The sequence below is a fragment of the Paracoccus mangrovi genome (genome assembly GCF_042648425.1).
Taxonomy (GTDB): Bacteria; Pseudomonadota; Alphaproteobacteria; order Rhodobacterales; family Rhodobacteraceae; genus Paracoccus; species Paracoccus mangrovi.
Genome location: NZ_JBHRXJ010000006.1, coordinates 23949 through 35870, shown reverse-complemented (window position 1 = coordinate 35870; position 11922 = coordinate 23949). Strand labels below are relative to the sequence as shown.

Genomic DNA, 11922 nt, shown 5'->3' with positions numbered 1-11922 from the left:
CCCGGAAATATCGGTCTGGCAAAAAGGGATAAGCCGCGCGCGCCCCGGGGGCAAGCCGCTAGCGCGGGAGCGGGCCGCGGGCGGGGCCTCCGATGCGTTGACCTTGTTCCCGGCACGGCCTACCGATTGCGCATCGCCACAAGGATCCGCCCATGAGCTTTGCCCAAGGCCACCCCGTCATCGCCATTCCCGGCCCCTCGCCCGTGCCCGAACGCGTGCTGCGCGCCATGCATCGCGCCTCGCCCGATATCTACGGCGATGCGCTGGCGGGGGAAAACCGCCGGCTGATCGACGATCTGGGCCGGCTGGCGGGCGGCGCCGGCGCGGTCGCGACCTATATCGGCAACGGCCATGCCGCATGGGAGGCCGCGAATACCAACCTGTTCAACCGGGGCGATTGCGCGCTGGTGCTGTGTTCGGGCCATTTCGGCCGCGCCTGGGCCGCCACGGCCCGGGCCCAGGGGATCGAGGTCGAGGAAATGGAATGCGGCCCCGCCGCCCCCGATCCACAGCGGCTGGCCGACCGGCTGGCACAGGACCGCGACCGCCGGATCACCGCCGTGCTCGTCTGTCAGGTCGATACCGCAAGCTCGGTCCGCGCCGATATCCCGGCCCTGCGACAGGCGATGGCCGGGCATCCGGCGCTGTTCGTGGTCGATGCCATCGCCTCGCTGGGATGCGAGCCGATGCAGATGCGCGACTGGGGCGTCGATGTGCTGGTCTCGGCCAGTCAGAAAGGGCTGATGACCCCGCCGGGCGTGGCGCTTCTCTGGGTATCCGAACGCGTGCTGGCGCGGCCGCGCAGCGATCTGGCGACGCCCTATTGGGACTGGGCGCCGCGTTTCGCGGCCGAAGAGCTGTGGCAATTCTGGGGCGGCACGCCGCCTGTCCAGCATATCTTTGGCCTGAACGAGGCGCTGCGCATGCTTCTGGACGAAGAGACATTGCCCGCCGTCTGGGCCCGGCACCGGGGGCTGGCACAGGCGACATGGGCCGCGCTGGATGCCTGGGGCGCGGGCGGGACCGGCATCGCGCCGACCGTCGCCGATCCCGCCGCGCGCGCCCATGCCGTGACCGCCGCCGCCCTGCCCGGTGCGGCCGGGCTGCGCGCATGGACGGCGCGCGAGACCGGGGTGACGCTGGGCATCGGTCTGGGCGCGGCGGAACCCGAAAACGCGCTGCGCATCGCCCATATGGGTTACGCCAACGCGTCGCAGATTCTGGGCACCCTGGCCGTGATCGAGGCCGGCATGACCGCGCTGAACATCCCCCATGGCCCCGGCGCGCTTGAGGCGGCAGCGCGCGCGATCGCGGCGCCGCGCCCCTGATTTTCCCGCGTCGTTCGGCCGGCGCGTGGCGGTCGCGGCCATGCATCCCGCATGGCCGGAACCAATAGTTGACAATTTTACATGGTTGCCAGATACAAGCCGCGCCAGCCAGAACAGGCCGGGTCGGATCGGACCGGCGATGCCGCCACCGCTGTCGTCCCTGTCACGCCCGGCCCCGCGAACCGTCAAAGCATAGGATCCAATATGAAACTTTCATCGCGCCGTGGCTTGGGGACATCCACAGGGCTTGCCGCGCTGGTGCTTGCCGCCGCGCTGGTTTCGGATCCGGTGCTGGGCAGTTCCGCCGCCGCGCAAGAAAGCCCCGCGCCCGCCACCGGCACGGTGGCCCCCACCGGGACAGCCGTCGACACATCCCCCCAACCGGCGACGCAGCCCGCCCAGACGGCACCCGCATCCGGGGCGACCCCGTCGCAGGCGGAACCCGGTGCCGCGCCATCCACCGATGCCCGGCCCGCCGCGGTGACGCCCCCGCCAGGTCCAGACACCGCAAGCCCGGCCCCCACCATCGCAGAGCCTGCCGCGACGCCCCCCCAAAACACGGCCGCCCAAGACACGAATCCCCAAGAGAAGGCCGCCGAAAACACGACCGCCACCGCGCCGGATTTTCTGCCGCAATCCATGCGGGAAACGCTGACCCCGATGCTTGCGGCGCGCGATCCGAACCTGCCGCATGACCTGTCGCCGCTGGGCATGTTCATGGCCGCCGATTGGGTGGTCAAGGCGGTGATGATCGGTCTGGCCATCGCCTCGGTCATCACCTGGACGGTGCTGGTGGTCAAACTTCTTGAGCTGGTCGCGGCCTCGCGGCGGGCACAGGCGGGCATCCGGCGGGTGGAACATGCCCCCAGCCTGCCGGCCGCGCTGGCCTCGGTCGGGTCGCGCCGCGATCCGGTCTCGCGCATGGTGCGGGCCGCCGCAGGGGAATATGACCGCTCGGCCCCGGCGCTGGACCGGGCGGGCGATGCCGGGGTCAAGGAACGCGTGGGGTCGCATCTGGACCGCATTCAGGCCGCAGCCGGGCGCCGCATGGGCCGGGGGACCGGCGTTCTGGCCACCATCGGTTCGACCGCGCCCTTTGTCGGGCTGTTCGGCACCGTCTGGGGCATCATGAACAGCTTTATCGGCATTTCCGAGGCGCAGACCACCAACCTTGCCGTGGTCGCGCCGGGCATCGCCGAGGCGCTGCTGGCCACCGCCATCGGGCTGGTCGCGGCGATCCCGGCGGTGGTCATCTATAACGTCTTTGCCCGCGCCATCACCGGCTATCGGCTGCGTCTGGCCAATGCCGCCGCCGGTGTCGGACGTCTGGTCAGCCGCGATCTGGACTTTCGCGGCAGCGCCGCGGTCGCGGGGGAATAGCCATGGCCGGCGGCATTCGCGACATTGCGGGCGACGACCTGCCCGACAATCACGAAATCAACGTCACCCCGTTCATCGACGTCATGCTGGTGCTGTTGATCATCTTCATGGTGGCGGCGCCGCTGGCGACGGTGGATGTGAATGTCGACCTTCCGGTTTCGAACGCGACCCCGGCACAGCGCCCGGACCATCCGGTCTATGTCACCGTCAAGCCCGACCTGACGCTGGCGCTTGGCAATGACGATATCGCCCCCGGCGGCCTGGCCGAGGCGCTGGCCAAGGCCACCGACAACGACCGCGAACAGCGGATTTTCCTGCGCGCGGATCAGGCGGTGACCTATGGCGATCTGATGGGGGTGATGAACACGCTGCGCGAGACGGGTTACCTGAAGATCGCGCTGGTCGGGCTTGAGGCGGCCCCGGCCCCAGTGACCGCCCCGGCCCCGGCCCCGACACCGGCCACCCCTGCCCCGCCCGTCACGGGTGCGGACGGATGAGCGGGCGCGTGCCGCCGATCCTGCGCGAGGTCGCGATCTGGGGCGGGGCGGCCGCAATGGTCGCGGGCCTGCATCTGGGCGGCGCGCTTTGGCTGTTGCGACAGGCCGAGGCCGCCGCCCCCGCCGGCCTGCCCGATCCCGTCTATGTCGAACTGGCGCCCCTGCCCACCGCCGCGGCCCCCCCGGACGCGGTCGAGCAAGAGGAAATGGCCGAAGCCGCCCCCGAACCCGAACCCGCGCCAGAGCCAGAGCCAGAGCCGGAGCCGGAGCCAGAGCCGGAAATCGCCCTGCCGCCGCTGCAAGAGCTGGCGCCGCTGCCGGATATGAACACCCTGTTCCCGCCGCCACCCGATGCGGTCGCGCTGGCGCAATCGCGCCGCCCGCCCGAGCGTCCCGAACCCGAGCCGGAACCCGAGCCGGAAAAGCGCACCGCCGAGCCCCGGCGCGAGGAACGGCGTGAAAAGGTCCGCGAAAAGGCCACCGAGCAACAGCCCGCGCGCGCCGCCCGCACCCAATTGCGCGCCGAACGCGGCGAGCGGTCGGCCGCCCCACAGGCACAGGCGGGCGCGCCCTCGCAAAAGCAGGTGGCAAGCTGGCAATCCAAGGTGCAAGCCGCCGTCGCCCGGCACATGCGCCGCACCCGGCTAAGCGGGTGGGGCGGCACGGTCACCGTCAATATCAGCTTCAGCGTCAGTCCCGGCGGTCAGGTCGCGGGGGCGCGGCTGGCCAGCTCGACCGGGGATGCGCGCATCGATCAGGCGCTGAGCCGTCAGGCGGCGCGGCTGCCGCGCCTGCCGGCGCCGCCGACGGGCAAGACCACGACGCTGGTGCTGCCGGTCCAGATCAGGATGTAGACGCGGCCGACCCTGCCCGGACGCATCCCGACCGGACCCCGGCTATCCGCCCGCCATGAAGATGCCCGAATGTGAAAAGGCCCCGCCATTTGCGGGGCCTTTGTTCATTTGCGTGGCGGTCCATTGCGTGACCTGAGCGAATGCCCAAGCGCCCGGCCGCCGCCTAGCGCGGCAGGCGCGACACCAAAAGCTTGTCGATGCGGCGCCCGTCCATATCGACCACCTCGATCCGCCAGCCCTGCCAGCGGACGCTGTCGCCCGCCTGCGGCAGACGTCCCATCAGATCCAGCACCATCCCGGCCACGGTCGAATAGTCGTGATCTTCGGGCAGCGGCAGGGACAGGCGGTCGGCAAATTCATCGGCCGGCATCCAGCCCGCGACCAGAAGGCTGCCGTCTTCGCGCTCGACGACCTTGGGCTCGTCATCGTCCCAGCCGACGAATTCGCCGGTAATCGCCTCAAGCACATCCATCGGCGTCACCACGCCCTCGAAATGGCCATATTCGTCATAGACCAGCACCATCTGCCCCGGTGCGGCGCGCAGCTTGGCGATAACCTCGGGGGCGGCCATGGTTTCGGGGATGATGGGCGCGGGCTGCATCACCTCGCGCAGGTCGAAGCTGGCGCCACGGCTTTGCGACAACAGATCGACACTGGCCACGACGCCGATCAGCTCGTCGGGATCGCCATCGCTGACCGGCAGGCGGGTGCGGCGGCTGTCGCGGAACTTGCGCGCCACCACCTGCCAGCTGTCGGCGGTGTCCACCGGCTCGATATCGCGGCGCGAGGTCATCAGCTGGCGGGCGCTGCGGTCGGCGATGCGCATGACGCCGGCGATCATCTCGGTTTCGGCGCGATGCATGACGCCGGCGGTTTCGGCCTCGGAGATGACCAGACGGATTTCCTCGTCGCTGATGCCTTGCCGGCCATCGCCGGACTGGCCCAGAGCCGCCAGCACCAGCTTGCCCGACTTGTCGAGAAGCCAGACCAGCGGCGCCGCAACGCGCGAAATCAGCAGCATCAGCGGCGCGACCCGCTGGGCCACGCCCTCGGGCGCGCGTAGGGCGATCTGTTTGGGCACCAGCTCGCCCATGATCAGCGACAGATAGGTGATGGCCACGACCACGCCGCCCATGCCCAGCGGCTGTGCCAGCGACGCGGGCACCCCCCAACCGGGCAGCGCCTGCGCCAGCCGCGCGCCCAGCGTGGCGCCCGAAAACGCCCCCGACAGCACGCCGACCAGCGTGATCCCGATCTGGACCGAGGACAGGAACCGGCCCGGATCCTCGGCCAGACGCAGCGCGATGGCCGCGCCGTGATCGCCGCGCTCGGCCAGCACCTTCATCCGCGCCGGCCGGGCCGACACGATGGCCAGTTCGGACATGGCCAAAAGCCCGTTGATCAGAATCAGGACAAGAACGATGGCGATTTCAATCCACATCGGGCGGGCTCGGCTGGTTTGGGAAAGGGGCCGGGACAGGCGCACGGCATGGCGGGCCTGGCAATATCGGGCCTGCGAATATGTCGTCGATCATACGCGTATCGGCGGGGCGCTCCGGCTGGGTCATGCCACAATATAGGCGCGGGGCGGCGCTTGGCAATCGCCGCGCGCCCAAGGGGCCGCAAGGTGGCGGATTTTCGTCACGCATCGGCAAATCCGCCATATCGCGGGGGTTTTCCCGGTCTGGTCATTGGCTTGCGCGAAATCCCTGTCATCGGCGGACGCGGGGCACCGCCCGTCGCAAGATCGGGCGCCCGCAATCCGCGACCCGCCAGAACCTTGGCCGCCGCAAAAAGCTTTCCCGTTCAGGCCCCGGCCGCGCGGCGCGGGACCAGACAAGGCGGGCGCAAGGCAAGACAGGCGCAAGGCAAGGGGCGGCGCAAAGCAAGGGGCGACCCATGACGAGCCCCGTCACGCGAACCGCCCCTGCCGCATCCCTGCCCGGCGCCACGCGCCGGGGCGACCCTATGCCCCCTGGAACAGCCGTGGTGCTGCGCGCGGGGCCGAGAACAGGTATTGCGGCGCCGCCTTGGCATGGGCGCCCAGGGCCGCCGCCGCGTGCCAGGGCCAGCGCGGATCGTAAAGCGCCGTGCGGGCAATCGCGATCAGGTCGGCATCCCCCGTGGCGATAATTTCCTCGGCCTGTTCGGGCGCGGTGATCAGCCCGACCGCAATGACCGGCATCGTCACCGCCTGTTTGACGGCGCGGGCCAGCGGCACCTGATAGCCCGGCCCGACCGGGATCGCCGCGCCCGGATCGATGCCGCCGCTGCTGATATGGATGGCCGCCGCGCCCCGCGCCTCAAGCGCGCGGGCAAAGGCCACGGTATCCTCGATGGTCCAGCCGCCGGGCACCCAATCGGTCCCCGAGACGCGCGCCGTCACCGGATAGCCGGCCGGCACCGCCGCCGTGATGGCGTCAAAAACCTCAAGCGGAAAGCGCATGCGGTTTTCAAGGCTGCCGCCATATTCATCGGTGCGCCGGTTCGACAGCGGCGACAGGAATTCGTGCAACAGATAGCCATGCGCGGCATGGATCTGGATCGCGTCGATGCCCAGCCGCACCGCGCGCCGCGCGGCATCGGCAAAGCCCTCGCGGATCCGGGCCAGCCCGGCCGTATCCAGCGCCACGGGCGGGTTTTCATCCGCGCGCATCGGCACGGCCGAGGGCGCGAATGTCTGCCAGCCGCCCGGCGCATCGGGGGCGATCTGCTGTCCGCCGAGCCACGGTTTTTCGGTCGAGGCCTTGCGCCCGGCATGGCCCAGCTGAATCGCGACGGGCATGTCCGACCATGCCCGGATGCCCTTGAGAACGCGCCCCATCGCCGCCTCGGTCGCGTCGTCGTAAAGCCCCACATCGCCGTAAGTGATGCGGCCTTCGGGGGTGACGGCAGTCGCCTCGATGGTCAGGATGCCCGCACCCGACAGCGCCAGCCCGCCCAGATGGATCAGGTGCCAGTCGTTCATCATCCCGTCGGTGGCCGAATACTGGCACATCGGCGCGATGACGATGCGGTTCATAAGCTGTTTGCCGCCAATGGTGATCGGCTCGAAAAGCTTGGGGTTGGGCATCTGCCCCTCCTGCAATTGTTACCGTTAGCAGGTAGGTCGCGGCAGGCCGGGCGCAAGCCCCGTCAGAAACTGTTTCTTTCGTGATAGGTGCGCAGAAACGCCTGAATGCGCGGGTCCTGCGGCTGGTGCAGGATGCGGTCGGGGCTGTCCACGCCCACCAGCTCACCCTTTTCCATGAAGGCGACCTGATCGGCGACATGGGCGGCAAAGCCCATCTCATGCGTGACGACGACCATGGTCATGCCCTCGCTGGCCAGGGTTTTCATCACGTTCAAGACCTCGCCAACCAGTTCGGGGTCAAGCGCCGATGTCGGCTCATCGAACAGCATCAGCCGCGGCTCCATCGCGATGGCGCGGGCAATGGCCACGCGCTGTTGCTGACCGCCCGACAGGCGCGAGGGGTGGTTGCCCATCTTGTCGCCAAGCCCGACCTTTTCCAGCGCGGCGCGGGCGCGGGATTCCGCCTCGGGCCGCGACAGGGCGCGCACCCGGATCAGCCCCTCGGCCACGTTTTCCAGCGCGGTCATATGCGGCCAAAGGTTGAACTGCTGGAACACCATGCCGATGGCGCGCCGCATCTCGCGCAGGCGCCGGCCCGACATCTTTTGTCCCGGCCGGTCATAGCCGATCATCTGGCCATCGATGCGGATTTCGCCGGAATCGTATTCTTCGAGAAAGTTGACACAGCGCAAAAGCGTCGACTTGCCCGAACCCGACGGCCCGATCAGACAGGTCACCTTGCCCGGCGGGATCGACAGATCCACATCCCTGAGCGCGTGAAAGGGACCGTAGAACTTGTTGACCTTGCTGATTTCGACGGCAGAGGCCTGCATGCTCAGCTCCTTTCTTCGATCAGATGTTTGGTGACGCGCGCCTCAAGCCGGCGGCCCAGACGCGAGATCGCCTCGACCAGAAGCCAGAAGAACAGCGCCAGCACGAGGTTGGTTTCCAGATAGCGAAAGGTCTCGGCCGACATGCGGCCGACCTGATACATCAGCTCGGGCACCGTGATGATCGACAGGATCACCGTTTCCTTGGTCAGGATGATCGAGAAATTGACCAGCGCCGGCAGGGACGAGACAAGGCCCAGCGGCAACAGGATGCGGCGGATGATCGTGGGTTCGGTCATGCCGATGGCGCGGGCGGCCTCGATCTGGCCATGGGGCACGGCACGAAAGCCCGAGCGAAAGATTTCGGCGAAATAGGGGCTGCCATAGATGGTCAGGCCCAGAATGCCCGCCGGCAGCGCATCCAGCCGCAGCCCGATCAGCGGGCCGCCGTAATACAGCACGAAAAGCTGGACCAGAAACGGCGTGCCGCGGATCACCTCGATATAGATCTGGATGATCCAGCCCAGCCAGCGCGGCCCGTAACGTTGGATCAGCGCGATCACCAGACCCAGCGCCATGCCAAAGACGGTGCCCGCAAGCCAGCACAGGATGGTGACACCGAAACCGCGCAAAAGCGCCGGGCCGTATTGCAGGAAAATACTGAAATCCATTAGACCGCCGTCCTGTGTTCAAGATACCGCCCCAGCACCGCAAGGCACAGGTTGATGGCCAGATAGATGCAGGCGGCGGCGATATAGACCTCAAGCGGGCGAAAGGTGGTGGCGGCCTGCGCCTGACTTGCGCGGGTCAGTTCCATGATCCCCACCACCGACACCAGCGAGCTTGCCTTGACCAAAAGGATCAGCTCGTTGATCAGCGCCGGCAACGACATCGAGAACGCCTGCGGCAGGATCACCCGGCGCCAGATGTCGACCGGCCCCATGCCGATGGCGATGGCGGCCTCGGCCTGGCCTTTCGGCAGGGCGGCGATGGCCCCGCGCCAGATTTCAGAGATATAGGCGCTGGCGCAGATCCCGACGGTCACGATGGCCGCGACCGTGGCCGGCACATCGATCCCGATCACCGGCAGCGTGTAGTAAAAGACCAGCAGCTGCACCAGAAGCGGCACCCCGCGCAGAAAGCTGACCCAAAGGGCGGCAAAGCCGCGCAGGGCCCCATAGGGCGACAGCCGCGCCGCACAGATCAGCGTGCCGATGACCAGCCCCAGCCCGATGCCAAGGACCGAGATCAAAAGCGTATTGCGCGCCGCCCAAATGAGCGGCCCGAAACTTTCCAGAAAGACCGGGATCGAGAACATGCGCGCCTCGGCAGACGGGGAATTGAGCGGGCGAATGGGGTGCGGGCGGGGATGGCCCCGCCCGCAAGGGACTTATTTCGTCGGCACTTCGCGCGGCAGCTCGACGGCGGCGCCCAACCATTTTTCCTGAATCGCCTTGACGCGGCCGTCATCGGTCATTTTCAGCAGCGCGTCATTGATCGCCTTGGCAAAGCTTTCGGTATCGGCATCCTTGCGCAGCACCCAGGCGAAATATTTCGGCTCGCCGAACTGGGCGGGCTCGAACAGGGCAAAGCTTTCGGGACGGTTCTTGACCAGATAGGTCAGGTTGGGCAGCGAACCCGCGACCGCGTCCAGACGGCCGGCGGCAAGATCGGCATAGGCCTCGTCGGTGGTGCCGTATTCCTTGATGGTGACGCCGCCCAGCTTTTCGCCGTAAGCCTCAAGCTGCTTGAACTGGGCCGTGCCCTGCTGGACGCCGACGGTCTTGCCCTTGATGTCCTCGGGCTTGGTCAGATCGGCATTGCCGGCGGCCTTGACCAGCGACACGGTCGCATCCGCGATCGGCAGGGTAAAGGTATACCGCTCAAGCCGCTCGGGCGTGATGGTGACAGGGGCGATCACGATGTCGAATTTCTTGACCTCAAGGCCCGGCAGCTCGGCGGTCCAGGGAATGTCCTGATAGACCGGCTCGGCGCCGATTTCCTTGCTGACCTCGTCGAACAGGTCCTTGGTGATGCCCTCATAGGTGCCGTTGTTCAGCATGTCGAAGGGGGCGTAATGCATGTCGGTCGCGGTGACGATCTTGCCCGCCGTCTTGATATCGGCAAGCTGGTCGGCCTGCGCCGCGCCGGCAAGGCCAAGGGCGGCCATGCCGAACAGGGCGGCCTTGATGCTGGTCTGAATGGTCATGTCGTTTTCTCCTGGTTGGACGAAGTATCCGGGACGGGCCGCGATGCGTTGCGCGGCCCCCCTATGGATCAGAGAATGCCGGGCAAATTCAACCCATGCTCACGCGCACAGTCCAGCGCGATCTGATAGCCCGCGTCGGCGTGCCGCATGACGCCGGTCGCCGGGTCGTTCCACAACACGCGGGCAATGCGGCGGTCGGCATCTTCGCTGCCATCGCAACAGATGACCATGCCCGAATGCTGGGAAAAGCCCATGCCGACGCCGCCGCCGTGATGCAGGCTGACCCAGGTCGCGCCCGAGGCGGTGTTCAACAGCGCATTCAGCAGCGGCCAGTCGCTGACCGCGTCCGAGCCGTCCCGCATCGCCTCGGTTTCCCGGTTGGGGCTGGCGACCGAGCCGCTGTCGAGATGGTCACGACCGATCACGATGGGGGCCTTCAGCTCGCCATTCCTGACCATCTCGTTGAAGGCAAGACCCAGCTTGTCGCGCAGCCCAAGCCCGACCCAGCAGATGCGCGCCGGCAGGCCCTGAAAGCTGATCCGTTCCCGCGCCATGTCCAGCCAGTTGTGCAGATGCGGATCGTCGATCAGCTCTTTCACCTTCTGGTCGGTCTTGTAGATATCCTCGGGGTCGCCCGACAGCGCCGCCCAGCGGAACGGGCCGACCCCCCGGCAGAAGAGCGGCCGGATATAGGCCGGAACGAAACCGGGGAAGGCAAAGGCGCGCTCGAACCCCTCTTCCAGCGCCATCTGGCGGATATTGTTGCCGTAATCGACCGTGGGGATGCCCATGTCGGCGAATGCGACCATGGCCTCGACCTGTTTGCGCATCGATTTGCGGGCGGCGGCCTCGACCGCCTTGGGGTCGGTTTCCTGGCGCGCGCGCCATTCGGCCACACTCCAGCCCTCGGGCAGATAGCCGTGGACCGGGTCATGGGCGCTGGTCTGGTCGGTGACGATATCGGGACGGATGCCGCCCGCCTGCGCGCGGCGCACGAGTTCCGGGAACACCTCGGCCGCATTGCCGATCAGGGCCACGGATTTCGCCTCGCCGGCCTTGGTCCAGCGGTCGATCATCGCCAGCGCCTCGTCCAGCGAATGCGTCTTTTCATCGACATAACGGGTGCGCAGGCGGAAATCGGCGCGGGTCTCGTCGCATTCGACGGCCAGACAGCAGGCCCCGGCCATCACGGCGGCCAGCGGCTGGGCGCCGCCCATGCCGCCAAGCCCGCCGGTCAGTACCCATTTGCCGCTCAAGTTGCCGCCGTAATGCTGGCGCCCGGCCTCGACAAAGGTTTCATAGGTGCCCTGAACGATGCCCTGCGTGCCGATATAGATCCACGATCCGGCGGTCATCTGGCCGTACATGGCCAGACCCTTCTTGTCCAATTCGTTGAAATGGTCCCAGTTCGCCCAATGCGGCACAAGGTTCGAGTTCGCGATCAGCACGCGCGGCGCGTCCTTGTGGGTGCGGAAAACACCCACGGGCTTGCCCGATTGCACCAGCAGCGTCTGGTCATCCTCGAGCGATTTCAGGCTGTCGACGATCAGGTCGAAATCCTGCCATGTCCGCGCCGCGCGGCCGATGCCGCCATAGACGACCAGCTCATGGGGGTTCTCGGCCACGTCGGGATGCAGGTTGTTCATCAGCATCCGCATCGGCGCCTCGGTCAGCCAGCTTTTCGCGGTGATCTCGGTGCCGGTCGCGGGAAAGATGTCACGGGTGTTGTGACGGGGATTGTCCATGTCGTG

General features: G+C 67.6%; 11 protein-coding genes. 4 read left to right on the top strand and 7 right to left on the bottom strand.

The window, feature by feature from the left end; translation table 11 throughout:
* Positions 1 to 152 precede the first annotated feature (152 nt).
* From ACFOMH_RS09920 to ACFOMH_RS09905, 4 genes are all read left to right on the top strand, one after another.
* Entirely contained in the window at positions 153 to 1328 is a 1176-nt protein-coding gene (locus ACFOMH_RS09920; RefSeq protein ID WP_377744244.1) for a pyridoxal-phosphate-dependent aminotransferase family protein, read from the top strand.
* A gap of 204 nt (positions 1329 to 1532) precedes the next feature.
* Entirely contained in the window at positions 1533 to 2708 is a 1176-nt protein-coding gene (gene exbB / locus ACFOMH_RS09915) for a tonB-system energizer ExbB (protein WP_377744243.1), read from the top strand.
* 2 nt (positions 2709 to 2710) lie between these two features.
* Positions 2711 to 3205: a TonB system transport protein ExbD gene (gene exbD, locus ACFOMH_RS09910; protein ID WP_377744242.1), complete on the top strand. Its 495-nt coding sequence runs from the start codon at positions 2711 to 2713 to the stop codon at positions 3203 to 3205.
* Positions 3202 to 4059, top strand: coding sequence for a TonB family protein (locus ACFOMH_RS09905; protein WP_377744240.1), 858 nt, complete (start codon positions 3202 to 3204; stop codon positions 4057 to 4059). The genes exbD and ACFOMH_RS09905 overlap by 4 nt, the downstream gene beginning before the upstream one ends.
* A 163-nt stretch (positions 4060 to 4222) precedes the next feature.
* On the opposite strand, the gene ACFOMH_RS09900 is transcribed toward ACFOMH_RS09905, so the two are convergent.
* The 7 genes from ACFOMH_RS09900 to hutU form a co-directional block, all read right to left on the bottom strand.
* Positions 4223 to 5500, bottom strand: a complete 1278-nt coding sequence (locus ACFOMH_RS09900; protein ID WP_374425670.1) for a hemolysin family protein — start codon at positions 5498 to 5500, stop codon at positions 4223 to 4225.
* A 525-nt stretch (positions 5501 to 6025) separates the two neighbouring features.
* Positions 6026 to 7132: an NADH:flavin oxidoreductase/NADH oxidase gene (locus tag ACFOMH_RS09895; protein ID WP_377744238.1), complete on the bottom strand. Its 1107-nt coding sequence runs from the start codon at positions 7130 to 7132 to the stop codon at positions 6026 to 6028.
* Between the two features lie 62 nt (positions 7133 to 7194).
* Entirely contained in the window at positions 7195 to 7965 is a 771-nt protein-coding gene (locus ACFOMH_RS09890) for an amino acid ABC transporter ATP-binding protein (RefSeq protein WP_374425668.1), read from the bottom strand.
* Positions 7966 to 7967: 2 nt separating this feature from the next.
* The gene (locus ACFOMH_RS09885) at positions 7968 to 8633 is read right to left on the bottom strand and encodes an amino acid ABC transporter permease (protein WP_377744236.1); all 666 of its coding nucleotides are present in this window, start codon (positions 8631 to 8633) and stop codon (positions 7968 to 7970) included.
* Entirely contained in the window at positions 8633 to 9280 is a 648-nt protein-coding gene (locus ACFOMH_RS09880; RefSeq protein WP_374425666.1) for an amino acid ABC transporter permease, read from the bottom strand. Before ACFOMH_RS09880 ends, ACFOMH_RS09885 begins: the two co-directional genes overlap by 1 nt.
* 72 nt (positions 9281 to 9352) lie before the next feature.
* The gene (locus tag ACFOMH_RS09875; RefSeq protein ID WP_374425665.1) at positions 9353 to 10171 is read right to left on the bottom strand and encodes a transporter substrate-binding domain-containing protein; all 819 of its coding nucleotides are present in this window, start codon (positions 10169 to 10171) and stop codon (positions 9353 to 9355) included.
* A gap of 68 nt (positions 10172 to 10239) precedes the next feature.
* A complete protein-coding gene (gene hutU, locus ACFOMH_RS09870) occupies positions 10240 to 11916 on the bottom strand; it encodes a urocanate hydratase (protein ID WP_377744233.1) in 1677 nt (558 codons plus the stop codon).
* Positions 11917 to 11922 lie beyond the last annotated feature (6 nt).

Excerpts from the sequence above, each read along its gene's own strand:
- ACFOMH_RS09920 (WP_377744244.1), top strand. The coding sequence starts at position 153 with ATGAGCTTTGCCCAAGGCCACCCCGTCATCGCCATTCCCGGCCCCTCG.
- exbB (WP_377744243.1), top strand. The coding sequence starts at position 1,533 with ATGAAACTTTCATCGCGCCGTGGCTTGGGGACATCCACAGGGCTTGCC.
- exbD (WP_377744242.1), top strand. The coding sequence starts at position 2,711 with ATGGCCGGCGGCATTCGCGACATTGCGGGCGACGACCTGCCCGACAAT.
- ACFOMH_RS09905 (WP_377744240.1), top strand. The coding sequence starts at position 3,202 with ATGAGCGGGCGCGTGCCGCCGATCCTGCGCGAGGTCGCGATCTGGGGC.
- ACFOMH_RS09900 (WP_374425670.1), bottom strand. The coding sequence starts at position 5,500 with ATGTGGATTGAAATCGCCATCGTTCTTGTCCTGATTCTGATCAACGGG.
- ACFOMH_RS09895 (WP_377744238.1), bottom strand. The coding sequence starts at position 7,132 with ATGCCCAACCCCAAGCTTTTCGAGCCGATCACCATTGGCGGCAAACAG.
- ACFOMH_RS09890 (WP_374425668.1), bottom strand. The coding sequence starts at position 7,965 with ATGCAGGCCTCTGCCGTCGAAATCAGCAAGGTCAACAAGTTCTACGGT.
- ACFOMH_RS09885 (WP_377744236.1), bottom strand. The coding sequence starts at position 8,633 with ATGGATTTCAGTATTTTCCTGCAATACGGCCCGGCGCTTTTGCGCGGT.
- ACFOMH_RS09880 (WP_374425666.1), bottom strand. The coding sequence starts at position 9,280 with ATGTTCTCGATCCCGGTCTTTCTGGAAAGTTTCGGGCCGCTCATTTGG.
- ACFOMH_RS09875 (WP_374425665.1), bottom strand. The coding sequence starts at position 10,171 with ATGACCATTCAGACCAGCATCAAGGCCGCCCTGTTCGGCATGGCCGCC.
- hutU (WP_377744233.1), bottom strand. The coding sequence starts at position 11,916 with ATGGACAATCCCCGTCACAACACCCGTGACATCTTTCCCGCGACCGGC.